This window comes from Micromonospora sp. WMMD736 (genome assembly GCF_049179015.1).
GTDB lineage: Bacteria > Actinomycetota > Actinomycetes > Mycobacteriales > Micromonosporaceae > Micromonospora.
Genome location: NZ_JBMHMI010000001.1, coordinates 3,956,011 through 3,982,748, shown reverse-complemented (window position 1 = coordinate 3,982,748; position 26,738 = coordinate 3,956,011). Strand labels below are relative to the sequence as shown.

Sequence of the window (26,738 nt, the reverse complement as noted above, 5' to 3'; positions counted from 1 at the left end):
CACCGCGACGGTGGTCGCCGGGTTCGCGTCCGGGCCGTTCTGGCAATCTTGGGTCGCCTCGGATGGCGTGGGGAGGGGTTTGCGTGTCGGACGCGGAGTTGACCGTCGCGGTGGCCGGACCGGTGGCGACCGTCGTGATCCACAACCCGGCCCGCCGGAACGCGATGACGGCCGCCATGTGGCGGCAGCTCCCCGAACTGCTCGACCGGCTGGAACCCGACCCCGACGTACGGGCTCTGGTGCTCACCGGCGCGGGCGACGCCTTCTGTGCGGGCGCGGACCTGGGTGATCTCGCCGAGTTGCTGGACGCCGGTGACACCAGCATCGCGGTCGCCGCCGAGGAGCGGCTGGCAGGCTTCGCCAAGCCGACGATCGCCGCGATCCGGGGTGCCTGCGTCGGGGGCGGCGCGCAGCTCGCGGTCGCCTGTGACCTGCGGATAGCGTCGGACGATGCCCGGTTCGGCGTACCTCCGGCCCGGCTCGGGCTGGTCTACCCGGCGCCGACGACCCGCCGGCTGGCCCGGCTGGTCGGCCCATCGGCGGCGAAGCACCTGCTCTTCACCGCCGAGCTGATCGACGCCGAACGGGCCCTGCGGATCGGCCTGGTCGACGAGGTGCTGCCGGGCGACCGCCTCGCCGGGCGGGTGGACGACCTCACCGCGACGATCGCCAAGCGGTCACCGCTGAGCGTCACCGCCGCCAAGGAGATCGTCGACGACCGCGCCGGACCGGCCCGGATCGCCTGGTGGCACCGGAAGGTCGCGGACAGCGGCGAGGCCCGCGAGGGCGTGGCCGCCATGGCCGAGCGCCGGGCTCCCCGCTTTGCCTGGCGGGCGCCGACCGAGCGCTGACGCTCGTCCCTCTCGGCTTCCTTGATCCACTCGGCTTCCAGGAAAGCGCGGTGTCCCGTGCGCTGGGACACGCCGATTTCCTGGAACCCGAGTCGATCTAACTGCTGGATACCGGTGCCGGCTCGGCCCGGTAGCATCCACCACCTTTCCTCCCTTTGCTTTGCTTCAGCGGAGGCAACAGCGATGGACCGTGAGTGTCGCCTCCGTTGAAGCAGAGCAAAGGACGTGTCCGGGTATCTGGGGACCCCGCGAACCGGGTCGGCCACGCCTCGGGTGGGGTTCCACCCATTGCGAAACCTCGATCCCGGGTGGTGCTGATCCTGAGTCGTACGGCAGTCTGTCGGTCGTGCAGCGTGATCAGTTGCTCGCGGGCCGCTACCGGCTCCTGGAGCGTCTCGGCAGCGGTGGCATGTCGGCGGTCTACCGGGCGTACGACGAGGTGCTCGAACGGGACGTGGCGGTGAAGGTGCTCGTCGCCTCGGACCCGAACGCCCGGCAGCGGATCCGGGCCGAGGCCAAGGCGGCGGCCCGGTTGTCGCACCCGCACGTCACCAATGTCTACGACTTCGGCGAGTCGCGTCTCGACGGTGTCCAGGTGCCGTTCGTCGTGCTGGAACTGCTCAACGGCGACACGCTCGAAAGACGGCTGGTCGCCGGGCCGTTGCCACCACGCGCCGCGCTGCGGGTCTGTGCCGAGGTGGCGTCGGCCATCTCGGCAGCGCACGCCCAGGGGTTGGTGCACCGGGACGTGAAGCCGGGCAACGTGATGCTCACTCCCACCGGCGCGAAGGTGCTCGACTTCGGTATCGCGGCGGCCGCCGGTGACTCCGAGATCGACTTCGACGGCAAGCTGCTCGGCACGCCCGCGTACCTCGCCCCCGAGCGACTGGCGGCCGGCGAGGTCCTGCCGGCCTCCGACGTGTACGCGCTCGGCCTGCTCCTGCACCGGACGCTCACCGGTCGGCTGCCGTGGGCCGCCGAGACGCAGACCGGGATGCTCCGCGCCCACGTGCACGTCGATCCGGACCCGCTACCCGAGATCGACCGGGTGCCCGCCGAGGTCCACCGGCTCTACCACTGGTGTCTGGCCCGCAACCCCGACGACCGGCCCCCGGCAGCCGAGGTGGCCCGCATCCTGCTCACGGTCGTCTCTGGGCTGGCCGACGCAACCGCCGCTGCCGGGTCGGCCGCCGCCGACCGGGCGGCCGCCGCCGGCTCGCCCGCTGCCCGCCCGGTGGAGGCTGGTGCGGGCCGGGCGGCGGAGGCGGAAGCGGGTGCGGCCGCAGCGGGTGCGACCGGAGCGGCTGAGGCCGGGGCGGGCGAAACCGCGGGTGCGGCCTCGGAGCGTAAGGCCGCAGCGGGCAAGGTCCCCGACGTGGGGGACGGCGCGTCGGCCCCGCGTCGTACGGCTCCACCTGCTTCCGGCGTACCCCGGCGACCGTCCTGGCGTCGCCGACGGGTGGCGTTGGTGGTCGGCGGCGCGGTGATCGCGGCGCTGGCGGTGGCCGGATCGCTCGGCGACTACGGCACCCGGCGAGACGACGAGACGAACCCGCGAACCGGAATCGGGACGGGTGGCACCACCACGGTGGGTATGCCGGAGACCGTCGCCCAGCCCGAGCCGTCCACTGTGCGCCCGCCCGCCGAACCGTCGGCCGGGGCCACGTCGGCCGCTCCCCGCCCCGGTCCCGGTTCCGGCCCGGGTCGTCCGTCGGCCCCGGGTCAGCCGCCGCCGACCCTCGCGCCGACGGCCGCGCCCACGGCCGGGTCCCCGACCGCCGAACCCACGGGGGTGACGGTGCGCGCCCAGGGCGGCACGGCCAGCGTCCGCTGTGTCGGCGGATCGGCCGAACTGCTCACGGTCACCCCGGCCGCCGGTTACCAGGTGGCGCCGTACGACGCGGGGCCGGCCAAGCAGGTCACGGTCGAGTTGACCGCACCCGAGCACAGCAGTGAGATCCGGGTCCACTGTGCCGCCGGGCGGCCGAAGCCGAAGGTCACCGAGCGGCCCGCCTGACCGGGGCCGACGGGTGCCGCGCCGGGGCGTACCCGGACGCGGCCCCCCGTTCCCGCCGGCCGGTCGGTCACCGCCCGGCGAGCGCCGACCAGCCGGGGTTGACCGGCTCGCGGCACAGCGGCATGCCCGCCTCCGCCGGGGTCCGGTCACCCTTGCGCTGGTTGCAGCCGTAGCAGGCGGCGGTGGTGTTTCGCCACGTGTTCCGGCCACCCCGGGAACGCGGCAGGATGTGGTCGATGGTCGACGCCGGGCCACCGCAGTACGCGCAGCAGCGGTCGTCGCGGCGCAGCACCCCGGCCCGCGACCAGGCCGGTCCGGAGTTGAACCGCCACCGGGTGACCACGTAGCGGACCAGCCGCACCACCCGGGGCAGCGGAAAGACGCCGATCACCCGATCGGGCTCCGCCTCGTGGATCTCGGCCACCCGTCGGCAGAGCATCCGGACGGCGTGTTGGAGGGTGACCCGGTGCAACGGGCCGAGGTCGGCGTTGACGACGAGGACGGCGTCCACCGGGACTCCTTTCGACAGTGGCGACGGACAGCGAAGAGCCGCCCGGTCCGGCGTACCGGACGGGCGGCTCGACGTGTACGGGTACGCGTCAGTCGGGCCGGCCCGCCCGGGGGTGTTCCGCAGGCCAACCGTGGCCGACGAGCAGCAGACAACCATCGCCGGACAGCGGCGACGACGGCACGGTGGTGGCGTGCGACATCGTCATGAGCTGCTCCCGCGGTGGTGGTTGACCTTGCGTGATCACGGTAGGTCCGCACGGGAGAGAGGGGCAACGTATTTCGATCGGCCGCCCGGCTCCTCGGGAGCACGCTGACGGCGGGTGCGGGGAGTGCTGCCCACCGTGCGGCGGGCGGTCGTCAGTGGCCGGTCCAGCCGCAGTGCCATCCGTACGGTGAGTTCGCTGTCCAGCAGCGGTCGGTTGACCTCGCCCGCGACCGCCAACGCCGGTCCCGAGACGGAGCGCCAGATGGCGGCCAGCCCGGCGCCCAGACCGAGGAGGGCCACGGCGGCTCGCGCGGTCGGTGAACCGGCGGCCGCTGCCGCGCTCAGGCCGACAAGCGCGAAGAGCACCATCAGCAGTGGCACCAGCACCGGCCAGAAGATGCCCCGGGCGGCCTGGGCCACCAGCCGCCGGTCCCGGATGATCAGGTTCCGGGCCACCACCGCGTAGTCCTCCTCGTCGAGCAGGTCACGCGGGTGCAGCCCGCCGGTGAGGACGCCGCGCCACAGGTCGCCCTGGTTGCGCAGCTCGCGGCTCAACTCGGCGGGCTCCGGTTCGGTCGGGTCACCGCGCCCGGCCCGTTCCACGGCCACCGCCCAGGCGGCCAGCGAGCGGCGCACCACCGCGGCCGAGTACGGCGGCAGCACGCTGGCCAACTCGTCCAACCACCGGCTGATCTGGATCTGTCGGCCGTCGAAGCGGCGCAGGAGTTGGGCGGCGTCGCCGGGCCGGACCGTGTCGGCCAGGGACCGGCCCAGCCGGTAGGCGAGCCCGACCCGGAGGTTGGTGGCCATCGCCCAGCGCAGCACGTCCACGTTGAGGTCGTCGAGGGCGAGCAGCAGCGGTTCGGTGTCGACCGTGTCCGACCGGTCCAGATCGGACAGGCGGTCCAGGTCGGGCAGGCGGTCCAGGTCGGGTAGCCGCGTGCGGGCGGCGGACGTGTCGGGCAGCGACCCGGTGTGCCGGGTGAGCGCCGAGATCTGGGCCAGCGCGACGTCGACGCCGTCGAGGTACATCCGCATCCGGCGGGGGAGTGACATCTCGGTCAGGTTGGAGAGCTTGGCCGGCGGGTGGACCGGCGTGGTCGGCCCCGGCTCGGCGTGCTGCCCGTGGTGGTAGGCGTCCGCCATCCACCAGCCCAGCCGCAGGGCGGTGACGACGCAGGCGCGCTCGTCGCGGATCAGCGGGTACGCGTCGTCCCGGACGGCCTCCTCGGCCGGTCGTACGTCCGCTGCGCCGGCGCGGTGCAGTGGTGACATCGCCGCTGCCCTCCCGCCCGGTCGATCGAGGAGATGATCAACCGAGCGTACGGCAGCGTACCGTCGGTTATGTCGCTTTTTGTCTGTTTGGGGTGGCCCGCCCGGCCAGCAGCCCACGCGGGCGGACCGAGCGCACCGGCTCGGTCGCGACGCCCTGCGTCCGCAGGATGTGGTTCGCCGCGAGGATCCCGGTGGCCGCGGAGCGTTCCATCAGGGCGCTCGGGAAGTCCGTCGCGATCCCGTCACCCGCCAGGTAGACACCGGCGGCCTCGGTGCGGACCCCCGGACGCCAGGCACGACTGCCCGGCGTGAAGGCCGGGGCCTGCGCCTCCACCCGGGCGCGCAGTTCCCGGACCCGCAGGTCAGCTGCCTCCGGCCAGAGCGCCACCAGCTCGCGGCGCATCCGCTCGGCCAACTCCTCGGCCGGCACGCCGGGCTCGCAGGCGTACGCGTGCAACTCGACGACCGAACCGCCGACGCTGCGCGCCCAGCGCCGCGACTCGTTCTCCAACCGGTGGTACAGCGTCACCGAGTCCAGGGTGGGCTGCCGGGACACCCCGCTGAACACCGCCCGGTCGGCGGCCACGTCGCCGTCGCACCAGTACCGCGCCACCGCGTAGGGCGGGCCGGGCCTGCCGAAGCGGGGCATCCGCTCCGCCAGCTCCGGTGCCCGCGCGACCAGGTCGGGGGAGGCCGCCACCAGCGCGGCGAGCGCGGGCGGGTCCACGGCCAGCACCACGTGGGCCGCCCGGTGGTCGCCGCCGTCGGTGGTCGTCACCCGCCAGCCGTCGCCGTCGCGGTGCACCCCCGTCGCGCCCGAGCGGGTGAGCACCCGACCGCCGTGCTTCTCCACGTGCCGGGTCAACGGCTGCCAGATCGCCGTCGCGTAGTCCTCGTCCGGGCAGTCGAAGGCCAACCCCTCCGGATTGCCCAGCAGGTAGAAGTGGAACTGGGCGACCATCTCGGCCGCCGACATCTCCGCCTCGTGGTTGAAGAACGAGTGGGAGAAGACCTCGAACAGCATCGCCCGCGCCCGGTCCGGCAGCCGCAGCGACGCCAACAGCTCGTCGGCCGTGGTGTCGTCCAGGTCGGCGTAGGTGCGGACCGGATCGTAGGTGAGCAGCGGCAACGCCGCGTCCCGGTCCATCGACCGCAGGTCAGCCAGGCGCAGGCTGGGACTGCGCAGCAGCAGCGCCAACAGGTTCGCCGGAGGCGCGGGAGGCAGCCTGCCGAACTCCTCGGTCGGCCACTTCGCGCTCAGGATCGGATAGCCCGGGATCGGTTTGAGGAAGCCCAGGTCCGGCTCGACCCGACGGAGGATGGACCGCCAGTTGTAGTACTGCCGGAAGAACGCGTGGAAGCCGTGCTCGTTCTGCTGCTCCCCGTCGGGCAGGACCTCCGGCCAGGCGCCCAGCCGTCCACCGATGGTCGGCGCCGCCTCCAGCACGGTCACGTCCACGCCGCGCTCGGCGAGCACCACCGCCGCCGACATGCCAGCGATGCCACCGCCCACCACGACCGCCGCGACCGGTCGCGGCACGCGGTCGGCGCCACCACCGCCCGGGTCCACCTCATGCTGGTGTACGCCGATGAGCCGACCCACCACACGCGACAGCGCCACGCGGCACCTCCCTCGTCTGCCGCCAGTCTGCTACGGCAGGCAGCGCCGCGCCCGGTCGGAGGCGGGCCAGACGTACTCCAGGTCGTCCGGCGTCCCAGCGCCGAAGATCGGGCCGTAGTGCGTCGGGTCCTTGCGCAACAGGGAGGAGCGGTGGCTCAGGTGCAGGTCGTCGCGGCCCAGCCAGGGCGGCAGGTCGCCGGCGCGGGCCAGCTCGTCCTGGGTCCGTACGACACCGCCCCCGCAGGCGGCGGCGAGGTCGACGGTCAGCGTGGCGGCGCAGGTGTCCGCGCGGCCCGGCTCGGTCCAGACCGCGCACATGTCCAGCCCGTACCGGGTCAGCGCCTCCTCGTACCCGGCCCACATCTTCACGGCCGGGTGGTTGCGCCACCCGTACCCCGGCCAGGTGAGCCCGCGCAACACCTGGATGGCCTCCACCCGCTGCTTGCCCAGCCGCTTCTGATCCAGCACGCGGGCGCTGGCCAGAAAGTCCGGGTACGGGAGGAAGGTCTGCATGGCCCTGCTCTACCCACGGCCCGGGTCGGCATGCCTGCGGTGGGGACGATCCGGATGGGCTCGCCCAGGGTGATCGTCCTGGTTACGATCCGGGCATGGCGGAGCCGTGGCGGGACCGGGCGCGACGGGCGGTCGAGTGGAACTGGCGGCTTCGCTCCGCCGGCGACCCGCGTCCGCACTACGTGATCTGCGGCCGGGACGCCCTCGCCTACTACGTGGCCCGCGCGCTGCTCGAATCCGACCTTCCCGCGGGTGACGCACGGGTGACCGTCGTGGTGCCGGAGCGCTACCGCAGCACCGGTCCCGACGTGGCGAGCCTGCGCGGCGTCCGCGTGATCCGCTCGGAACGCCTGGACGTGGCGACCTTCGAGGCCGCCGGTCTAGCCGGGGCGACCGGACTGGCCCTGCTGCACCAGGACGACGTGGGCAACCTGCACGCGGCGCTCTGCGCGCAGGCCGTCGACCAGCGCGTCCGGCAGGTGCTGCGCATGTTCAACGGCACCCTCGCCGACGGCGTCCGCAAGCTGATCAAGGCGCCCGTCGAGGTGCTCTCCGACGCCGAGATGGCCGCCCCGGCGTTCGTGGCCGCCGCGCTGGGCGAGGTCGACCCCAGCTCCTTCCAACACCGGGACAAGACGTTGCGGGTGGCGCGGCGCGTCGACGTCCGGACGCAGGACGTGGTGTGCGCGCTGGCCCGCCCCGACGGGCGGCAGGGGATGGAGTTGCTGCCCGCCGAGCAGGCCGGCGCCGATCTGGTGCTCGCCGAGGCGACCGGTCAGCCGCCGGGCACCGAGGTCGCCGCGCGCCGGCTGGTCCGGGCCAGACGCCGACGCCGTCCGGTCGCGGTGCTGGTGCGTGCCGTACGCGGCTTCGCCACCCGCAAGATCGGCATCGCGGTGATGCTGGTGCTGGCCGTGATCGCGGTGCTGGGCGCGCTGATCTCCCGCGCCGAGAACGTCTCGCCGTTGGAGGCGCTCTACCTGACGCTGGTCACCACGCTCAGCGGCGCCGATCCGGACACCGACAAGGCCGCCGACGCCCAGGTCATGCAGGTGGTGCTCAACCTGGCCGGGCTCGCGCTGATCCCGTTGATCACCGCCGTGGTCGTGGACGGCATCGTCAACGCCCGTCTCGCCCTGCACACCGGTCTGCTGCAACCGGCCCGCTCCGGGCACGTCGTGGTGATCGGCCTCGGCAACGTCGGCACGCGGGTGATGGCCCAACTCCGCGAGTACGACGTCGAGGTCGTGGCGATCGACAAGGACCCGGCGCCGCGTGGCGCGACCCTGGCCCGCCAGTTGGAGGTGCCGCTGGTCGTCGGCGACGCCGCGCTGCCCGAGACCCTGGCCGCCGCGTCCGTGGCGAACTGTCAGGCGCTGGTGGTGGCGTCCACCGACGACGTCGCCAACCTGGAGGCGGCGTTGGCCGCCCGTGACCTGCGCGACGACCTGCGGGTGGTGCTGCGGCTCTTCGACGGTGACTTCGCCGAACGGGTCGAGGAGACCTTCGCGCTCGGGGTGTCCCGATCGGTCTCCTACCTGGCCGCGCCGGCCTTCACCGGCGCGCTCACCGAACGCGCGGTCATCACCACCATCCCGGTCGACCGGCACGCGCTGCCGGTCGCCGAGGTGCCGGTCGCCGCCGGCTCCGAGCTGGACGGTCGTCCGCTGGACACCGTCAACCGGGACGGGCAGGTCCGGCTGATCGCCCGGACCCCGGCCGGCGCGGCGAAGACGATCTGGTGGAAGGACCTCGACCCCCGCCAGGTGATCTTCGCGGGCGACCGGCTGACGGTTGTCGCCCGCCGACGCGGCCTGGACTGGCTGACCCGCCAGTGCGCACCGCCCCTTCCCGGCCGGACGCCGACGCCGACCGGCCAGGTCGGATCGGTGCCCCGACCCGTGCCCGCCGCACCGGGTGCCGCCCGATCCGCGGGGTCGCCCGCCCCTGCCGAGCAGACCGCTCCGGCCGGGCCGAGCGATCAGGAGATAGCGGCCGCCGCCCCCGGCGCGGCCCACCCGGTGTCACCCTCCCGCTCGCCGACAGTCGGGGCCGCGCCGCCGACCCAGGGCACGGGCACCGACCTGTGGACCAGCGGATCGGCGGACCACCCCCGTCCCCGGGACGAACCTGAGCCCCGGGCGACGCGGTCGGGCTGATCGTCCGCCTTCGAAGGCCTAGTTGTCGCAGCCTGGCGTACGTTGTGCGTACAATCGTCCGGTGAGTGCGAAGGCGGAGCGGCTGCATCTACGGATAGACGAGCAGCAGAAGGCGTTGTTGGAGGCGGCGAGTGAAGCCGCCGGGGACAGCGTGTCGACGTTCGTGTTGAAGGCGGCGACCGAAGCGGCGGCCGACGTGTTAGCTGACCGGCGGGCATTCCTGCTGGACGAGGAAGCCTGGCAGGTCTTCGACGAGGCGTTGCAAGGGCCGGCGCAGGACGTCGCTGGGCTGCGCGAACTGTTGACCGGCCCGACGGTGCTCGACCCGCCGAACGACGGTGTGTTTCGGTGAGTTCCCGCTTCTCGACGGTCGAGCCGCTGTCGGCGGGGTGCGTGGTGAACGGATTCGACTGCGGATCCCGTGCGCAGTCGACGTGGCTTGTCGACCACGCCCTGCAAGCCCACCGGGCGGGTTTGTCGCGGGTGTACGTGGTGCGGGACAACGAGCACCCGGATCAGCGAGTGGTCGGCTATTACGCCCTGGCTGCCGGTAGCGTCGCCCCGGCAGACGCCTCGCCGCGGCTGCAACAGGGCGCCGGGCGCTATCACCAGCCGGTGGTGATCCTGACCAGGCTCGGGGTCGACCGCAGCGCCCAGGGCGTCGGGCTCGGTCGGGCGTTGGTGGTCGACGCCCTGCGGCGAATCGCCGCCGCCGGCGAGGTCATCGGCGTGCGCGCGGTGCTCATCCACTGCGAGACAGACGCCGCCCGTGACTTCTACCAGCGGTTGGCAAAGTTCGAGGTCAGTCCCACCGACCCCATGCATCTGCTGCTTCTGATGAAGGATCTCCGCCGCGCGCTCAGCGGCTGACCCTGTCGAACGGCGCAGTCGGCAGATCGGGCCGTAGGCGCAGACAGGTGCTGCGCGACAATCCATGCCATGCGTTTCCGCATCCTGGGGTCGACCCGGGTGCTGCTGGCCGACGGGCGCGAGATACCCGTGGGCGGCCCCCGTCTGCGCGCACTGCTGACGCTCCTTCTGCTCGACGCGGGACACGTCGTCCCCGCCGACCGGCTGATCGACGGCCTGTACGGCGACAACCCGCCCCGAGGTGCCGCCAACGCGCTCCAGTCCCAGGTGTCGCGCCTACGTCAGGCGCTGCCCGCCGAGGAGAACCTCGTCGAGTTCCACCCGGCCGGTTACCGGCTCGCCGTGGATCGCGAAGATGTCGACGCGTACCGGTTCGAGCGACTGGCCGAGGCCGGGCGGCGCGCGCTCGCCCGTGGTGACTGGCCCCGAGCGGCGACCGTGTTGCGGGAGGCGTCGGAGCTGTGGCGTGGCCCCGCCCTGGCCGACGTGCCGGGCGCACCCGCGCAGGCGGCCCGGCTGGACGAGCTGCGGTTGGCCGCGATCGAAGACCGGGTCGACGCGGACCTGGCGTTGGGTGCGTCCGCCGCGCTGGTCGCCGAGCTGCGGGAGTTCGTCGTCGGGCATCCGCTGCGGGAGCGGTCACGGGGGCAACTCATGCGTGCCCTGTCCGCACTGGGCCGGCCGGCGGAGGCGCTGGCCGAGTTCGAGGACGCCCGGCGGACGCTGGCCGACCAACTGGGCACCGACCCGTCGGCCGAGCTGGCCGCGATCCACCTCGCGGTGCTGCGGGGTGCGGAGGGCGGGTCGACCCGGAAGACGCTGCCGAGCCAGCTCACCACGTTCGTCGGGCGGGACGAGGAACTCACCCGCGTCGGCGCTCTGCTCGGCGAGCGCCGGCTGGTCACCCTCATCGGTCCCGGGGGAGCGGGCAAGACCCGGTTGGCGATCGAGGCAGCTGGCCGCCTGGACGGGGAGGTCCGCTTCGTCGAGCTGGCCGGGTTGACCGACGGTTCCGACGTACCGCAGGCGGTGTTGACCGCGCTCGGCCTGCGCGACGCCGGCCTGCGCGCCCCGGCCGAACCGGGTCGGCAACCCACCGACCGGCTGGTCGAGGCGCTCGCCGAGCGTCGATTGCTGGTGGTCCTCGACAACTGCGAGCACGTCATCGCCGACACCGCCCGGCTGGCCGCCCGGTTGCTGGGCGCGTGCCCGGCGCTGCGTGTCCTGGCCACGAGCCGTGAGCCGCTCGGGTTGGCCGGCGAGGCCTTGTGCCCGCTGTCCGGGCTCACCCTGCCGCCGGTCGGCACGCCGGAGCCGGACGTCCACGACTACGCCGCCGTCCGTCTCTTCGCCCAGCGGGCCGAGGACGTCGCACCCGACTTCACCGTCACGCCGGCCAACCTCGCCACGGTACTGCGGATCTGCCGCACCCTCGACGGCCTGCCGTTGGCGATCGAGCTGGCCGCCGCGCGGGTGCGCGCGTTGCCCGTCACCGAGGTGGCCGCCCGCCTCGACGACCGGTTCCGGTTGTTGTCGATGGGCAGCCGGGCCGCGTCGCCGCGCCACCGCACCCTCCGGGCCGTGGTGGAGTGGAGTTGGGACCTGCTCGACGAAGCCGAACGCCAATTGGCCCGGCGACTGACCGTCTTCGCCGGCGGTACGACGCTGGAAGCCGCCGAGCGGGTCTGCGACCTGCCGGGCGGGGACTTCGTGGCGGCGCTGACGAGCCTGGTCGACAAGTCCTTCGTGGAGCTGGCCGGTGGTCGGTACCGGATGTTGGAGACGGTCCGTGCCTTCTGCGCCGAGCGTCTCGCCGAAGCGGGTGAGGCCGACGACCTGCGTCGTGCGCACACCGCGTACTTCCTGGAGTTCGCCTGGACCGCCAGCGACCACCTTCGACGCCCGGAGCAGCTGCACTGGCTGCGACGGCTCGACGCCGAACGGGACAATCTCCACGCCGCGCTGCGCCGTGCCACCGCGGCCGGTGACGCGGCCGACGCGGCCGGCATGGTCGCGGCCCTGTCGTTCTACTGGTGGCTGCGGGGCATGCGCGGGGAAGGGGCCCGGCTGGCCGCGGACGTCCTCGGACTACTCGGCACCGAAGCACCTCCGGGGCTGCGCGAGGAGTACGCGCTCTGCGTCTACAACGCCTCGCTCGGCGGGTTCGGCCCGCTCGACTCGCTGGGTACGCAGCGGTCCGTCATCCCCAGTCTCGACCGGCCGCCACGCCAACCCTTCCTGCTGTACCTGTCGGGAATCTCGGCCGGACCGCCGTCCGGTGGATCCGAGCACGTCGAGGAGCTGATGCGGGAGTTGCGACGGCTCGTCGGCCCGGACGAGTGGATCAACGCGCTGGGCGCGATGGGGAGCGGCTCGGCGCAGATGTTCAGTGGTAGGTGGGACCAGGCCGAGACGGACCTGGAGATCGCGCTCGACGGTTTCCGGCAGGCCGGGGACCGCTGGGGATCCATGATCACTCTGGGCGCGCTCGGCGAACTCGCCGCCCGGCGTGACGATCCGGCAGCGGCGGCCACCTCCATGGACCAGGCCATGACGTTGGCCGAAGAACTCGAATCGGTGGTCGACCAGGCCGACATGCTGCGGACCCGGGGCGAGATCAGGCTGCGCGCCGGTGACCTCGCTGCGGCCCGCGACGACTTCGCCGCCGCCCTGCTCCTCGCGCAACGCAGCGGCGCACCGGAGTTCGTCGCCGCCGCCCGGCTAGGCCTCGCCCAGGCGGCACGGCTGAGCGGCGATCTGGTCGAGGCGCGGCGGTTCTGCGAGGCGGCGTCGACCGGCGGCCTCACCGGCTGGTACGTCGGCGAAGCCACCCGGGCGGAGATCACGTTCGTGCTGCAACAGATCACCGAGGCGGAGAAGGCGGGGCCCGGTGCGCCGCCGTCAGCGGACCGTGCGTGACCCGTCAGCGGACCACCGCACCGTGGGGGCATGACGACATTCGAAGTGGTCGCCGAAGGGCTGGGCAAGCGGTACGGCCCGACCCGGGCGCTGGACTCGTTCGACCTGGCCGTCCCGACCGGCACGGTGTACGGGCTGCTCGGCCCGAACGGCGCGGGCAAGACGACGGCGGTACGGATCCTTGCCACGCTGCTGCGTTTCGACACCGGCCGGGCCAGCGTGGCCGGGTACGACGTGCTGCGCCAGCCGGACGAGGTGCGTGCCCGGATCGGGCTGACCGGGCAGTACGCGGCGGTCGACGAGACCCTGAGCGGCCGGCAGAACCTGGAGTTGTTCGGCCGGCTCTTCCGGCTCGGCCGCCGCGCGGCCCGGCAACGCGCCGACGAGCTGCTGGAACGGTTCGGGCTACCGGACGCGGCGGGTCGCTCCGCCGGTGAGTACTCGGGCGGGATGCGCCGACGGCTGGACCTCGCCGCCAGTCTGATCCGTACCCCGCGGGTGCTCTTCCTCGACGAACCCACGACCGGCCTGGACCCGCGCAGCCGCAACCAGGTGTGGGACCTGGTTCGCACCCTGGTCGCGGACGGGACCACGGTGCTGCTCACCACGCAGTACCTGGAGGAGGCCGATCAGCTCGCCGACCGCGTCTCGGTGATCGACGCCGGGCGGGTGGTGGCCGAGGGTTCGCCGGACGAGCTGAAGACGATGACCGGCGGCGACCGGGTCGAGGTGGTGGTCCGCGACGCCGGCACCCTCACCCGGGCGGCCCGCGTCGTCGCGTCGATCTGCGGCGCTGAACCCGAGGTCGACCCGGAGATCCGTCGACTCAGCGTCCCGGTGGCCGACCGGGTCGCCGGGCTGGTCGACGTGGTGCGCGCGTTGGACGAAGGAGGGATCGCGGTCGAGGACATCGGTCTGCGGCGCGCGACGCTGGACGAGGCGTTCCTGTACCTGACCGGGCACCGGCCCGACGAGGCTCGCGAGCCCGTCGGCGTGGGACGAGAGGCGGACCTGGCATGACGGCAGCGGTGGTCGACGGTTGGACGATGACCAGGCGGAACATGATCCACGTGATTCGCGCGCCGGAGGAGCTGATCCTCTACTTCTCGCTGCCGATCATGTTCGTGCTGGTCTTCGGGTACGTGTTCGGCAGCGGTATGCAGGTGGCCGGCGGCGGCAACTACCGCGAGTTCCTGCTGCCCGGTGTCTTCGTGATGACGATGCTGTACGGCCTCGGCGCGACCGCGACCGGCGTGGCACTGGACCTCAGTCGAGGTGTCGTCGACCGGTTCCGGTCGATGCCGATGGCCCGGTCCGCCCTGATGACCGGTCGCAGTGCGGCCGACCTGCTCCGCGCGCTGCTGGAGATGTCCACCCTGCTGGTCTGTGGCCTGCTCGTCGGGTGGCAGTGGCGGCAGGGCGTCGGCAAGGCCCTGCTCGCCGTCGGGCTCCTGCTCCTGCTGCGCGTCGCGATCACCTGGGCCGGGATCTATCTGGCGCTGCTGGTCCGTAACCCGGACACGGTCGGCGTGATCGTCTTCCCGGCCGCGTTTCCGCTCAGCGCCATCTCCAACGTCTTCGTGTCACCCGAGCTGATGCCGCCGGTCATCGGGACGATCTCGGAGTGGAACCCGTTGTCGGCCACCGTCGCGGCGACGCGTGAACTGTTCGGCAACCCGGGACTGGGTGGCGACTCGTGGCCGGCGGAGCACGCCCTGCTGTTGGCGGTGCTGTGGCCGGTGCTCCTGATCGCGATCTTCGCCCCGCTGGCGGTACGTCGTTACCGGCGCTTGAGCCGCTGACCGGGCCACCGGTGGCCCGCCCGTAGCGCGTACCAGGCGATGCCGACGGCGAGCACGCCGAACCCGGCGACGACACTGCCGAGCGGCAGGTTGACCGCCAGCAGCAGGCAGCCGACCAGCCCCAGCGCGGCGAGCACCCGGACCGGCGTCCGCCGGTCCGGGTCGCGGCCCAACGTGAGCGCCGCCGCGTTCGTGATCGCGTAGTAGACCAGCACCGTGCAGCTGGAGAAGCCGATCGCCTGCCGGACGTCGCCGAACAGCACCACCACGATCACCACGGCGGCGACGGCCAACTCGGCGCGGTGCGGCACCCGGCGTACGGGGTGCACGGCGGCCAGCGCGCCGGGCAGGTCGCGTCGGCGGGCCATCGCGAGCGTGGTCCGGCCGACCCCGGCGACCAGGGAGAGCAGCACGCCGACGACGGCGATGGTCGCCCCGGCGCGGACCACCCAGGCCAGGCCGGGGAGCCCGGCGGCGGTCACCACGTCGACCAGGGGCGCTGCGGACCCGGCCAGCCGGTCGGCGCCCAGCACGCCGAGCGTGATCACGGCCAGCACCAGGTAGATCGCCAGCACCGCCCCGAGCGCCAGCGGCACCGCCCGGGGGATGGTCCGCTCCGGGTCGCGCACCTCCTCGCCCAGCGTGGCGATCCGCGCGTACCCGGCGAAGGCGAAGAACAGCAGCCCGGCGGCCGTGAGCACACCCCGCGCGGAGCCGCCGGCATCGGTCAGCCGGTCCAGGTGCACCGGCCCGCCCAGCAGGCCGACGACCGCGACAAGGGTCAGCACGGCGAGCACCAGCGCGACCAGAGCCTTCGTGGCGGTGGCCGTCTTACCGATGCCGCGCAGGTTGACGGCGGTCACCGCGAGGACCGCGGCGACGGCGACCAGCCGGGTCTGCCCCGGCCACAGGTACGCCCCGATGGTCAGCGCCATCGCCGCGCAGCTCGCCGTCTTGCCGACGACGAACCCCCAACCGGCCACGAACCCGGCGAACGGCCCGAGGCGTTCCCGGCCGTAGACGTAGGTGCCGCCGGACTCCGGGTAACGGGCCGCCAGCCGCGCCGAACTGGTCGCGTTGCAGAAGGCGATGAAACCGGCGAGCACCAGCGCGGGCAGCAGGCCGGTGCCGCCGGCCGCCGCCGCAGCCGGACCGAAGACCACGAAGACGCCCGCGCCGAGCATCGAGCCCAGACCGATGAGGACCGCATCGGGTACGCCGAGGCGCCGCGCCAGTTGATCCACGGACGAAACCCTAGGGGTACGACGTGAACGGCCGGTCCCACTCACGTAACCGGCCGGGTAGCGGCAGGTCGTCCCAGGGCACCCGGTGCAGCAGCCGGTCCAGGAACAGGCCGACCAGCAGTGCCGCGACGCCGTCGGTGAGCCAGTGGAAGTTCAGGTATGTCGTGGTGACCAGCAGGATCGCCGGCGGTGCGAAACGGATCAGGCGGTAGACGCTCGGGTGCAGTCGCCCGGCAGTCAGCGCGGTCAGCAGCACGGCTATCACCCCGTACCAGACGATTGCGTTGGCGACGTGCCCCGACGGGTAGGAGAGGTCGTACTCGGTGGGCGGCAGGTCGTTGAAGATCCGGACGGACTCGCCCGGCGGCAGGTCCGAGCTGGGCGCTGCCCGATCGGTCACGATCTTGAGTGGGCCGACCGTCAGGTAGAGCAGCACGAACGCCGCCGCCAGCAGCAGCAGTGGCCGCACCGTGCGGGAGCGCCACGCGACGGCCAGGCCGAGCGCCCCCGCGACCGGCATCAGAAGCCAGCCGCCCTGCCCGAGGAAGTTCAACACCCGCGCCGTCCAGTAGATCGGCGCCGGGTGGTGGGCGTAGGCCCACTCCCGGACCGCGAGGTCCAGCCCGAGCAGCGCCCCGTTGGCCAGCGCCAGAGTCACCGCCCCGAAAGCGGCCAGCAGCAGGACGTCGAACCACCAGCCGGCCGGGCGGACGGGCCGAAGCCGCAGGTCACGTCGTACACCCGTGGGTTTGAGCACGCGACCACGCTACCGGCCCGGCGCGCGGCCGGGCTGTGCGGCGCTGTGGGCCCAACCACGATGTGCGGCGGATGCGGGGGATGACCCGTCATGCTTGTCCCCGTGCGGATCACGTCTGCCCTCGTCGACCCGGCGCTGCTCGACCTGCCCTGGTCGACTCCGCTGGAAGAGTGGCCTGCCCAACATCTGGTGGCTCTGCCGCAGGGCATCTCCCGACACATCGTCCGGTTCGTCCGGTTGGGCGACTACGTGTACGCCTTCAAGGAGACCCGCGAGCGGATCGCCGAGCGCGAGTACGACCTGCTCCGGGCCCTGGAGCGGATCGACTTCCCCTCGGTCGAGGCGGTGGCGGTCGTCGCCGACCGGCAGACCGACGACGGGGAGCCCCTGGAATCGGTGCTGATCACCCGGCACCTCCAGTTCTCGCTGCCGTACCGGGCGCTCTTCTCGCACACCCTGCGGCCGGAGACGATGAGCCGGCTGCTCGACGCGCTCGCCGCCCTGATCGTGCGGATGCACCTGACCGGCTTCTTCTGGGGCGACTGCTCGCTGTCGAACACGCTGTTCCGCCGGGACGCGGGCGCGTTCGCCGCCTACCTGGTGGACGCGGAGACCGGCGCGTTGCACAACTCGCTCTCCAACGGTCAGCGCGGTGAGGACCTGGAGATCGCCCGGGTGAACATCTTCGGGGAGGCGCTGGACCTCCAGGCCGCCGGCCTGCTGCACGAGTCCATCGACCCGGAGGTGGTCTGCGAGGAGGTCGTGCAGCGGTACGAACGGCTGTGGCACGAGATCACCTACGAGCAGGCGATCGAGCGACAGGCGCGGCACGACATCGAGGGACGGATCCGTCGCCTCAACGACCTGGGGTTCGACGTGGCCGAGGTGGCCATGTCGAGCGCCGCGGACGGGCGTTACCTGGTCCGGCCGAAGGTCGTCGACGCCGGCTACCACACGCGACGGCTGCTGCGGCTGACCGGCCTGGACGCCGAGGAAAACCAGGCCCGCAAGCTGCTCAACGACCTGGACGCCTACCGCGCCGAGAGCGACCTGATCGACGAGCAGCAGGCTGCGCACCGCTGGCTCACCGAGGTCTTCGAGCCGGTGGTCCGGGCCGTGCCCACCCACCTGCGGCGCAAGCTGGAGCCGCAGGAGCTGTTCGCGCAGATCATCGAGCACAAGTGGCTGCTCTCCGAGCAGGCCGGCCGGGACGTGGGGATGCGCCACGCGGTCCAGTCGTACCTGACCGACGTGCTGGTGCACCGCCCCGACGAGCAGGCGGTCCTCGGCGTCGACGTCCCCGCCCTCGGCTGACGGGCGGGTGCCCAGGGGCTGACGTCCCGCCCGGTGGCTGCGCCGCGAGAGGTACCGCCTTCCTCCTGCCCTGGCTGCGCCGCGAGAGGTACCGAGGTCTCTCCTAATGCCCTGTCGAGCTGCCCCAGATGTGGGGCGGGGTGGCGCGGCTGTGGCGGGATGGTGCGGGCTGGGGCGGGATGGCGCGGCAGGGGCGGGATGGTGCGGGCTGGGGCGGGAAGTGCTGGGGCGGGGCGGGATGTGCTGGGCCGAGTTGGCTGCTGGTGCCTGTGTGCCCCATATCCGGGGCAGCTCGACAGGCTGTCTGGCAGGCGGGCTTGTCCGGCAGGTAGGGCAGCCGCCTGCCCGAGGCGAGATCCGCGGGGCAGGCGACCGACCGGTAGCAGCCCGCGTCACTCCACCCAGGAACCGCTGCGCAGCACCCGTACCACGTTGAGGTCGTCGTCGAGCACGACCAGGTCGGCGCGCAGGCCCGCCTGGAGGGCGCCGACCCGGTCGCCCAGGCCGATCGCGCGGGCCGGGGTGGTCGCCGCCATCCGGGCGGCGTCGGCCATCGGGATGCCGGCGTGCACGGCGTGCCGCAGTGCCGCGTCCATGGTCAGCGTGCTGCCGGCGATCGCGCCGTCGCGGGCGAGCCGGGCCACGCCGTCGGTGACCGTGACGTCCTGACCACCCAACTCGTACGCACCGTCGGCCATTCCGGCGGCGGCCATCGCGTCGGTGATCAGCGCGGCCCGGTCGGGGCCGGCGGTCGTCGCGGTGAAGGCAAGCATGCCGTCGTGCAGGTGCACCCCGTCGGCGACCAGTTCGCAGACCACGGTGGACGCGTCGAGCAGGGCCACCACCGGGCCCGGTTCGCGGTGGTGCACCGGACGCATGCCGTTGAACAGGTGGGTACCCACGCTCGCCCCGGCGGCGATCGCGGCCCGGGTCTGCTCGAAGGTGGCGTCGGTGTGACCCACGGCGGCCACCACGCGCTGCGCGGTGAGCAGCTTGATCGCCTCCAGCGCGCCGTCGCGCTCCGGGGCGAGGGTGACCATCCGGACCGCGCCGCGGCCCAGCTCGATCAGCTCGGCCAGCTCGTCCGTGGAAGGGTCCCGCAGGTACTCGGGGTTCTGCGCGCCGCAGCGGGCGGCGGAGAGGTAGGGGCCCTCGAAGTGGACCCCCGCCAGCACACCCTCGTCCACCAGCGGCGCGAACGCCTCGGTGGCCGAGCGCATCACCGCGAAGGGCGCGCTGACCAGACTGGCCAGCAGCGTGGTGGTGCCGTGTCCGAGGTGGAAGGCGGCCGCCGCGCGGGCCTGGTCGGCGTCTCCTGTGGTGAAGGTGTGTCCACCACCGCCGTGCGTGTGCATGTCGACGAAGCCCGGCAGGATCCAGTGCCCGTCGCGGACCGACGGATACTCGGCCACCGCGGTGATCCGTTCACCGTCCCACTCGACGCAGCCCTGCCGGATGACACCGGTCGGGGTCACCACTCGGCCGTTCACCCGTTCGGTCATCGTTCCTCCTGTTGGTCAAGCACGGTCGGCGGTCAGGGTGTCCAGCGCGAGCAGGGCCGCCCCCAGGCAGCCGGCCTCGTCGCCGAGGGCGGCCGCGACGAGCTGCGGCTCACGGTGGAAGGTCATCCGCTCGTGCAGGGCCGCCCGGAGGGGGACGAGCAGCAGGTCGCCCGCCTGGGCGAGACCGCCGCCGAGCACGATCGTCGTCACGTCGAACAGGGCCTGCCCGGTGGCCAGGCCGTCGGCGAGCGCCTCGACGGCCGACCGCCACACCTGGGCGGCGAGCGGTTCGCCGGCCGCCGCCCGTTCGGCCACCGCCGCAGCCGTCACGGGAGTGTCGGGCCGGCCGTCGGCCAGCTCCGCGTAGCGCCGGCCGATCGCGGACGCCGACGCGACCGCCTCCAGGCAGCCGGGCCGCCCGCAGCCGCAACGCGGACCGTCGGGTCTGACCATGATGTGGCCGATCTCGCCGGCCGCGCCGTGCGCCCCGACGGCGGCCACGCCGTCGACGACGTGCGCGGCGGCGATGCCGGTGCCGATCGCCACGAAGAGCACGTGGTCGGCGCCGCGTCCGGCCCCGAGCCGGGCCTCGGCGAGACCACCGACGCGCACGTCGTGGCCGAGCGCGGTGGGCAGCCCGAGCCGTCGCACCGCCAGGTCCCGCAGCGGTACGTCCCGGAAGCCCACGTTCGCCGACCAGACCGCGACCCCGCGCGCCTCGTCGACCACCCCCGGGACCGCGATGCCGGTGGCGACCGGGGTGAGGCCGTCGGCGCGGGCCTTGGCGGCCAGCCCTTCGGCGATGCCGAGGATGGTGTCGACCACGGCGGCCGGTCCGCGCGCGGCCTCGGTGGGGTGTCGTTCGGCGTGTACGACGACGCCGTCCGGCCGGACCAGGGCGCACTTCATGCCGGTGCCGCCGACGTCCAGGGCGACGACCACCCGGTCGCTCACGCCAGTACCACTGACCGGGACAGGTGTCGGGGCGCGTCCGGGTCGAGGCCACGGCTGGTCGCCAGGGCGACCGCGAACCGCTGGGCCAGGATCAGGTCGGCCATCGGGTCGACCGGGGTACGACCGGCCGACCAGCTCCCGAGCACCGTGCGCCAACCGTGTGTGCGGCTGTGTACGAAGGCGGCGCCGGTGGCGGCGACGTCCTCGGGCAGCCCGTCGGGCAACTCGCCGAACGCCCAGACCAGCCGGCCCGGCGCGGCGACCGAGATGGGACCGTGCCGGTAGTCCATCGCCGGGTACGCCTCGGCCCAGAAGGTGGCCGCCTCCCGGCACTTGAGCGCGGCCTCCTGGGCGAGACCGACCGTCCAGCCGCGACCGAGGAAGGTGGCCTGCTCGATGGTGGCCGGGTCGATCGGCAGCGGGGAACGCACCGCCACCTCGGCGTCGGCGGCGAGCGCGGTCATCGGGTCGCCGAGGTTCGTCCGGAGCAGGGCCAGCGCGGTCGTCGCGAAACGGGTCTGCATCACCGACCGCTCGTCGGCGAAGGCCATCGTCACCGCGGCGGTGGCCAGCTCGGCGGCGGGTGCCGCCGGATCACCGACGATGACGGTGGTGGGCGTACGTCCGCGCAGCGCGGCGAGCAGTTCCAGTACCTCGGTCGTCGTACCGGAGCGGGTGATCGCGATGAGCCGGTCGTAGTGGCGGCCGGCGGGAAACTCGGACGCCTGGAACGCGTCGGTCTCGCCCTGGCCGGCCTGCTCGCGGCGGGCGGCGTACGCCATGGCCATGAACCACGACGTACCGCAACCGACGACGGCGACCCGTTCGCCGGGGCGCGGAAGGTCGTCGCGTACGGCGTCGGACAGCGACGCGGCCTCCCGCCAACAGTCGGGTTGGCTCGCGATCTCCGCGTCCACGTACGCCATGGGTAACTCCTCGCAGGGCCGACCTGTCTGCGCAATACGGCTCGTAAGGGCCGCATTTCGCGCGTTATTCTGCGCGAACCGGGGTGGTCGTGGCAACCGACCGGCCGATCGCGCAGGCCAGCCTTTTGCGCCAGCCCAGTTTCGCGCACTAGTGTGCACGCAATCAATCACCGACCGTGCAGTTACTGGGAGGGCCCCCGAGGTGGACCGGTACGCCAGATGGAACGCCCTGCTGGAGATGCTCACCGACAACGGTCGGGTCAGCGTCGAGGCGGCCGCCGAGCGGCTGGACGTCTCCCAGGCGACCATCCGGCGTGACTTCGACCAGCTCGCCCAGCAGCAGATGATCACCAGAACCCGCGGTGGCGCGGTCGCCAACGGTGTCTCGTACGACCTGCCGCTGCGTTACAAGACGGCCAAGCACTCGGCCGAGAAGCAGCGGATCGGCGCCGCCGCCGCGGCGCTCGTCACGCCCGGCACCGTGGTCGGCCTCAACGGTGGCACCACGAGCACGGAGGTTGCCCGGGCGCTGGCCGTTCGGCCGGACCTCAACACCAGTGCCGAGGGTGCCCAGCTCACCGTCGTGACCAACGCGCTGAACATCGCCAACGAGCTGCTCGTGCGGTCCCGGATGAAGGTGGTCGTGGCCGGCGGGGTGGTGCGCCCGAAGTCGTTCGAGTTGGTCGGGCCGCTCGGCGGCGCGTTGCTGCGGGAGGTCACCCTGGACGTCGCCCTGCTCGGCGTGGACGCCATCGACCCGCAGCTCGGTGCCGCCGCCCACCACGAGGGGGAGGCGGCCATGAACAACCTGATGGTCGCCCGCGCCAAGCGGGTCGTGATCATCGCGGACTCCTCCAAGTTGGGCGGTCACGCCTTCGCCCGGATCTGCCCGGTCGAGCGGGTCGAGACGCTGGTGACCGACTCCGGGGCCGCGCCCGAGGTGGTGGACGCCTTCCGGGCGGCCGGCGTGCAGGTGGTCTGCGCCTGAACCGTCACGCTCCGTCGATGAAACGCATCGATCGGCGTGTCATTGCATACCGCGTATTGCGCACCGCTGCATACCGCGTATGGTGTCGGCTGTCACGCCCACCATCGGGGGAGGTGCAGCTTGCCAGCTGTCCTGGAGATCGAAGGTCTACGTAAGACGTACAAGAGTCGTCGACGCGGCACCCGCAACGCGCTCGACGGCTTCGACATGCGGGTCGACGCGGGGCAGGTGCATGGCTTCCTGGGCCCCAACGGGTCCGGCAAGACCACCACGCTGCGTACGCTTCTCGGCCTGATCCGGCCCGACGGCGGACGGATGACGCTGCTCGGGCACGAGGTGCCCGCCGCGCTGCCCACCGTCGCCGGTCAGGTCGGCGCGATCGTCGAGAGCCCGCAGTTCTTCCCGCACTTCACCGCACGGGACACGCTCTCCCTGCTGGCCGGTGCGGGCGAGGTGCCCACCACCCGCGTCGACGAGGTGCTGGAGCTGGTCGGGCTGCGCGACCGTGCCGGCGAGCGGGTCAAGACGTACTCGCTGGGCATGAAGCAGCGGCTCGCCGTGGCGTCCGCCCTGCTGAAGAACCCGCAGCTGCTCATCCTCGACGAGCCGGCCAACGGCCTGGACCCGGGCGGCATCCGGGAGATGCGCACGCTGATGCGCACGCTCGCCGAATCCGGGATGACCGTGGTGCTGTCCAGCCACATCCTCGGCGAGATCCAGCTCATCTGCGACTCCGTCACCATCATCTCGCTCGGTCGACGGGTCGCCTTCGGCCCGGTCGACGAGGTGCTCGCGCAGCACTCGTCCGGCGCGGTCCGGGTACGCCTGGAGGCAGTCAGCGACCTGCCGGCGGCCACCGAGGCCCTCACCCGGGCCGGCATCCGGGTCACCGGGCACCCCGACCACCTCATGCTGGCCGGTGTCGACAAGCCGGCGTCGGTGACCCGGCTGCTCGCCGAGCAGAACCTGTACGTCAGCGAGTTGGCCCCGATCGCGGTCGACCTGGAGAGTGTCTTCCTCGAACTGACCGCCACCGCACCGGTCCCCGGCCAGCACCGGCAGGTCGACGAGTCCACGAAGGTCGGTGGGACGGGTCAGCCCGGCACCGCCGCGGGAGGGTGGGGCGCGTGAGCCTCTATCGGACGGAGCTGCGCCGGCTGGCCAAGCGGCGCTTCACCCGCTACATGACGCTGCTCGGCGTGCTGGTGCTGGCCGCTGTGGTCGTCGGTGTCTTCTTCACCAACCAGAAGATCGACGCCAGCCAGCTCGCCAAGGCCGAGCGGCAGGCCGACCAGCAGTACCAGGAGCAGGTCCGCTGGAGCGAGCAGGAGCGGGTCAACTGCGAGGAGGCCAAGCGGACCGGCGCGTCGAACGACGGCCGCTACCCGGACGACTGCTCCGTGATCACGCCTCCGGCGCGCGAGCAGATCGAGGCGGAGTGGTTCCTGCCCTCGACGTTCAACTTCCGCAAGACGTTCGACGAGACACTGGTCCCGTTCGCGGCGATCCTCGCCCTGGTCGGGTTCGTGATCGGCGCGTCCTTCGTCGGGGCCGAGTGGAGCACCGGCGGGATGATGAACCTGCTGCTCTGGCGGCCGAAGCGGCTCACCGTACTGCTCACCAAGCTGGCCGCGCTGCTCACCGGCATCCTGGCGGTGACGCTGCCCGCCGCGGTGCTCTGGTTCGCCGGCTTCTGGGCCGTCGCCAGCTTCCGGGGCAGCACCGAGAAGATGACCTCGGGGGCGTGGCAGTCGTTCGCCCTGACCGGGCTGCGCGGCGTGGCGCTGGTGGTGGTCATCACCACCATCGGCTTCGCGCTGGCCTCGCTGGGTCGGCACACCGCGATGGCCCTCGGTGGTGTGGTGGCGCTCATGGTGGTCGGCCAGTTCGGCCTCGGCATCCTGCTGTCGATGGCGAACGTCAAGTTCGCCGAGGCCTGGCTGCTGCCCACCTACGCGCTGGCCTGGATGACGAAGACGGTCAAGTTGGAGAACTGGCAGTCCTGCAACGCGACCTACTACGGCGAGTGCAAACCGGAGACGATGGACATCACCTGGCAGCAGTCCTCCGTCATCTTCTCGGTCGGGCTCGTGGTGATCCTCGGCGCGGCGATCTGGGCGATGCGTCGCCGCGACATCTCCTGACCGACACGTCGACGGCCCGACGCGGCCGGCTCCCACCGTCGGCTGTCCCGACGGGCGGGGCCGGCCGCGTCGGCTGCTGCGACCATGGCCCGCCCTGACTAGGCTGAACGCCATGCCCGCCGACGCCACCCCGGCCGCCCCCGAGCCGTCCACCGACGCTCGTCCGGCCGAGGCGGCCGCCGGTGGCACGCCCACTGTGCCGACCCCGCGACCCGCGCCGCCGGTCGAGAGCACCGACGACGGCGAGCTGGACGACGCGGCGGTGCCGGCCGACGCTCCCCCCACCCCGGCGGCGGGCCTGACCGCACGCGAACAGGCGATTCTCGCCTTCGAGCAGCAGTGGTGGCGGCACGCCGGCGCCAAGGAGCAGGCCGTACGGGACACCTTCGGCGTCTCCTCGACCCGGTACTACCAGCTGCTCAACGGCCTGCTCGACAATCCTGCGGCGCTCGCCGCCGACCCCGTGCTGATCGGCCGGCTCCGCCGGCTGCGCTCGTCGCGGGCCCGCAACCGCCGCCGCTGACCCCCGGCCGCTGGCACGCTGCCGCCGGTGGCCGCCCGACGAGCCCGGGTTGCCGCGATACCGGGCGGCGCAGGAATGTGGCCAGGATCGACGGGTAAGCGGGGCTGCCGTCGGACGACCGAGGGAGTGGGCGATGAGGGGTGCCGACCCGAGTGGGCCGTGCCGATGATGCGGGTGTGTTCCGCGTCCGCGCCGGCCCCGGGCCGCCCGGTCAACGAGGACGTGGTCTTCCAGTTCGGTCCGCTGGTCGGTGTGCTGGACGGCGCCACCGTGCCGGACGGCTTCGACACGGGCTGCGTCCACGGCCCGGAGTGGTACGTCCGCCACCTCGCCGCCCGGCTCGCGGTGGCGGAGGCGGCCCGCCCGGCGGCCCGCCTGACCAGCAACCTGGCCGCGGCCATCCTCGCCGTCCGCGCGGACCACGGCGGGCAGTGCGACCTCGACCACCCCGGTACCCCGTCCAGCACCGTCTGCCTGTTGCGCGACTGCGGCGACCAGGTCGACTACCTGGTGCTCTGCGACAGCCCGCTGGTGCTCGATGTGGACGGCCAGGTCAGTGTGGTGACCGACGACCGGCTGGACACGGCGATGGCCGAGCTGCGGCAGACCCTCGCCACCGTGCCGACGGGCACGTCGGACCCGGTGGCGCGCTTCCGGCACGCGGTGGGCGTCCAGCGGGAGCGGATGAACCGTACGCACGGGTACTGGGTCGCGGCGGCCGACCCGGACGCGGCCTTTCACGCGGTGACCGGGACGGCGTCCCGGCGCGGTCCGGCGGCCCTGCGCCGGGCGGCGCTGCTCAGTGACGGCGCGTCCAGCGCGGTCGAGCAGTTCGGGTTGACCGACTGGGCCGGACTGCTGGACCTGCTGAGCGCCGAAGGTCCCGGCGCGCTGCTCGGCCGGGTGCGGGACGCCGAGCGGGATCATCCCGACCGGCTCCGTCGGCACAAGTCGACCGATGACGCCTCGGTGGTGTTCTGCGAGTTCGACCCATAGGCCAAATGACGACGGAGCGTGAGGAGAAACACGCGAACCGCCCGACCGGCCGGTACCCGTGGCCGGACCGCCATCCGCTGCTCAATGGGGTGGACTTCGGCCGATGGGGCCGGCAGACTGCGGCACGTGGCGAGTGCGGTCCGGCTGGAGCCGGTGGACGAGCGGAATCTGGAGCCGTTGCTCTCCGTAGCGGCTGCCGAGGCCGAGCCGGGTGAGGTGATGCCTCCGGTGGAGGCCCCCGCCGGCTGGTCGCTCGCCCGCCGGGAGGCGTTCCGCGAGTTCCACCGGGCCAGCTTCGCCGGCCTGGACGGCCCGACCGGCTCCCAGATGTACGCGATCCTCGTCGGCGGCGAGGTGGTGGGCATGATCCGGATGACCCGCTGTGACGAGCCGGGCACGGTCGAGACCGGCATGTGGCTCGGTCTCTCGGCGCGGGGCCAGGGCATCGGCGCGGCCGCCCTGCGTGAGCTGCTCAACGTCGCCGCCCGCGCCGGAATGCGTGCCGTCGTCGCGGATACCACGCCCGACAATGCCGGCGCGCTCGCCATCCTCGAGAAATGCGGTGCGAAACTGCGCGAGGACAACGGCAAGGTGCACGCCGAAATCAGCCTGGATTCGACGCCGCCGGCGCTCTGACGGTCGGCGGCG

General features: G+C 72.9%; 24 protein-coding genes. 15 read left to right on the top strand and 9 right to left on the bottom strand.

Going from position 1 to position 26,738, the window contains the following annotated elements:
- Positions 1–62: 62 nt before the first annotated feature.
- Both ACN269_RS17720 and ACN269_RS17715 read left to right on the top strand, forming a co-directional pair.
- Complete coding sequence (locus tag ACN269_RS17720) at positions 63–851, top strand: enoyl-CoA hydratase/isomerase family protein (RefSeq protein ID WP_421473478.1); 789 nt, start codon at positions 63–65, stop codon at positions 849–851.
- 346 nt (positions 852–1,197) lie between these two features.
- Complete coding sequence (locus ACN269_RS17715) at positions 1,198–2,868, top strand: serine/threonine-protein kinase (protein ID WP_421473477.1); 1,671 nt, start codon at positions 1,198–1,200, stop codon at positions 2,866–2,868.
- Positions 2,869–2,935: 67 nt separating this feature from the next.
- On the opposite strand, the gene ACN269_RS17710 is transcribed toward ACN269_RS17715, so the two are convergent.
- The 4 genes from ACN269_RS17710 to ACN269_RS17695 all read right to left on the bottom strand — a co-directional run bounded on the left by ACN269_RS17710 (position 2,936) and on the right by ACN269_RS17695 (position 6,992).
- Positions 2,936–3,379 (bottom strand): HNH endonuclease, encoded by a 444-nt coding sequence (locus ACN269_RS17710; protein ID WP_421473476.1) that lies wholly within the window; start codon positions 3,377–3,379, stop codon positions 2,936–2,938.
- A gap of 240 nt (positions 3,380–3,619) precedes the next feature.
- Positions 3,620–4,858, bottom strand: coding sequence for a hypothetical protein (locus tag ACN269_RS17705; RefSeq protein WP_421473475.1), 1,239 nt, complete (start codon positions 4,856–4,858; stop codon positions 3,620–3,622).
- Positions 4,859–4,925: 67 nt separating this feature from the next.
- Complete coding sequence (locus ACN269_RS17700) at positions 4,926–6,479, bottom strand: FAD-dependent oxidoreductase (protein ID WP_421473474.1); 1,554 nt, start codon at positions 6,477–6,479, stop codon at positions 4,926–4,928.
- A 30-nt stretch (positions 6,480–6,509) separates the two neighbouring features.
- A complete protein-coding gene (locus ACN269_RS17695; RefSeq protein ID WP_421473473.1) occupies positions 6,510–6,992 on the bottom strand; it encodes an MSMEG_6728 family protein in 483 nt (160 codons plus the stop codon).
- A 95-nt stretch (positions 6,993–7,087) separates the two neighbouring features.
- Here ACN269_RS17695 and ACN269_RS17690 point away from each other — a divergent pair, with 95 nt between their 5' ends.
- The 6 genes from ACN269_RS17690 to ACN269_RS17665 all read left to right on the top strand — a co-directional run bounded on the left by ACN269_RS17690 (position 7,088) and on the right by ACN269_RS17665 (position 14,742).
- Positions 7,088–9,151 (top strand): NAD-binding protein, encoded by a 2,064-nt coding sequence (locus ACN269_RS17690; protein ID WP_421473472.1) that lies wholly within the window; start codon positions 7,088–7,090, stop codon positions 9,149–9,151.
- A gap of 61 nt (positions 9,152–9,212) precedes the next feature.
- Positions 9,213–9,503, top strand: coding sequence for a DUF1778 domain-containing protein (locus ACN269_RS17685; RefSeq protein ID WP_421473471.1), 291 nt, complete (start codon positions 9,213–9,215; stop codon positions 9,501–9,503).
- 44 nt (positions 9,504–9,547) lie between these two features.
- Positions 9,548–10,021, top strand: coding sequence for a GNAT family N-acetyltransferase (locus tag ACN269_RS17680; RefSeq protein ID WP_421473470.1), 474 nt, complete (start codon positions 9,548–9,550; stop codon positions 10,019–10,021).
- A gap of 69 nt (positions 10,022–10,090) precedes the next feature.
- Entirely contained in the window at positions 10,091–12,940 is a 2,850-nt protein-coding gene (locus ACN269_RS17675) for a BTAD domain-containing putative transcriptional regulator (RefSeq protein WP_421473469.1), read from the top strand.
- A 30-nt stretch (positions 12,941–12,970) separates the two neighbouring features.
- On the top strand, positions 12,971–13,960 hold the full coding sequence (locus ACN269_RS17670; protein ID WP_421473468.1) for an ATP-binding cassette domain-containing protein: 990 nt from the start codon (positions 12,971–12,973) through the stop codon (positions 13,958–13,960).
- Positions 13,957–14,742 carry an ABC transporter permease gene (locus ACN269_RS17665; protein ID WP_421473467.1) on the top strand — a complete coding sequence of 262 codons (786 nt, stop codon included), beginning with the start codon at positions 13,957–13,959 and terminating at the stop codon, positions 14,740–14,742. Before ACN269_RS17670 ends, ACN269_RS17665 begins: the two co-directional genes overlap by 4 nt.
- Here ACN269_RS17665 and ACN269_RS17660 read toward each other — a convergent pair.
- Both ACN269_RS17660 and ACN269_RS17655 read right to left on the bottom strand, forming a co-directional pair.
- Positions 14,721–15,986 carry an APC family permease gene (locus tag ACN269_RS17660; protein WP_421473466.1) on the bottom strand — a complete coding sequence of 422 codons (1,266 nt, stop codon included), beginning with the start codon at positions 15,984–15,986 and terminating at the stop codon, positions 14,721–14,723. The genes ACN269_RS17665 and ACN269_RS17660 overlap by 22 nt on opposite strands.
- Before the next feature lie 10 nt (positions 15,987–15,996).
- The gene (locus ACN269_RS17655) at positions 15,997–16,743 is read right to left on the bottom strand and encodes a phosphatase PAP2 family protein (protein ID WP_421473465.1); all 747 of its coding nucleotides are present in this window, start codon (positions 16,741–16,743) and stop codon (positions 15,997–15,999) included.
- Between the two features lie 102 nt (positions 16,744–16,845).
- Between ACN269_RS17655 and ACN269_RS17650 the strand changes: the two genes are divergently transcribed.
- Positions 16,846–18,057 carry a DUF4032 domain-containing protein gene (locus ACN269_RS17650; protein WP_421473464.1) on the top strand — a complete coding sequence of 404 codons (1,212 nt, stop codon included), beginning with the start codon at positions 16,846–16,848 and terminating at the stop codon, positions 18,055–18,057.
- A 392-nt stretch (positions 18,058–18,449) separates the two neighbouring features.
- Here ACN269_RS17650 and nagA read toward each other — a convergent pair whose 3' ends face one another.
- The 3 genes from nagA to ACN269_RS17635 are packed head-to-tail and all read right to left on the bottom strand — an operon-like array spanning position 18,450 to position 21,439.
- Entirely contained in the window at positions 18,450–19,559 is a 1,110-nt protein-coding gene (gene nagA / locus ACN269_RS17645) for an N-acetylglucosamine-6-phosphate deacetylase (RefSeq protein WP_421473463.1), read from the bottom strand.
- Positions 19,560–19,574: 15 nt separating this feature from the next.
- On the bottom strand, positions 19,575–20,513 hold the full coding sequence (locus ACN269_RS17640; RefSeq protein WP_421473462.1) for an ROK family protein: 939 nt from the start codon (positions 20,511–20,513) through the stop codon (positions 19,575–19,577).
- Positions 20,510–21,439, bottom strand: coding sequence for an SIS domain-containing protein (locus ACN269_RS17635; protein WP_421473461.1), 930 nt, complete (start codon positions 21,437–21,439; stop codon positions 20,510–20,512). Before ACN269_RS17635 ends, ACN269_RS17640 begins: the two co-directional genes overlap by 4 nt.
- Positions 21,440–21,641: 202 nt before the next feature.
- Here ACN269_RS17635 and ACN269_RS17630 point away from each other — a divergent pair, with 202 nt between their 5' ends.
- The 6 genes from ACN269_RS17630 (at position 21,642) to ACN269_RS17605 (ending at position 26,726) form a co-directional block, all read left to right on the top strand.
- Positions 21,642–22,427 (top strand): DeoR/GlpR family DNA-binding transcription regulator, encoded by a 786-nt coding sequence (locus ACN269_RS17630; RefSeq protein ID WP_053654382.1) that lies wholly within the window; start codon positions 21,642–21,644, stop codon positions 22,425–22,427.
- Positions 22,428–22,547: 120 nt separating this feature from the next.
- Entirely contained in the window at positions 22,548–23,558 is a 1,011-nt protein-coding gene (locus ACN269_RS17625; RefSeq protein WP_421473460.1) for an ATP-binding cassette domain-containing protein, read from the top strand.
- Positions 23,555–24,571, top strand: coding sequence for an ABC transporter permease subunit (locus tag ACN269_RS17620; protein WP_421473459.1), 1,017 nt, complete (start codon positions 23,555–23,557; stop codon positions 24,569–24,571). Before ACN269_RS17625 ends, ACN269_RS17620 begins: the two co-directional genes overlap by 4 nt.
- 112 nt (positions 24,572–24,683) lie before the next feature.
- On the top strand, positions 24,684–25,094 hold the full coding sequence (locus ACN269_RS17615; RefSeq protein WP_421473458.1) for a DUF3263 domain-containing protein: 411 nt from the start codon (positions 24,684–24,686) through the stop codon (positions 25,092–25,094).
- Positions 25,095–25,220: 126 nt separating this feature from the next.
- Positions 25,221–26,090: a hypothetical protein gene (locus ACN269_RS17610; RefSeq protein ID WP_421473457.1), complete on the top strand. Its 870-nt coding sequence runs from the start codon at positions 25,221–25,223 to the stop codon at positions 26,088–26,090.
- A 126-nt stretch (positions 26,091–26,216) separates the two neighbouring features.
- Positions 26,217–26,726 carry a GNAT family N-acetyltransferase gene (locus ACN269_RS17605; protein WP_421473456.1) on the top strand — a complete coding sequence of 170 codons (510 nt, stop codon included), beginning with the start codon at positions 26,217–26,219 and terminating at the stop codon, positions 26,724–26,726.
- Positions 26,727–26,738: the final 12 nt, after the last annotated feature.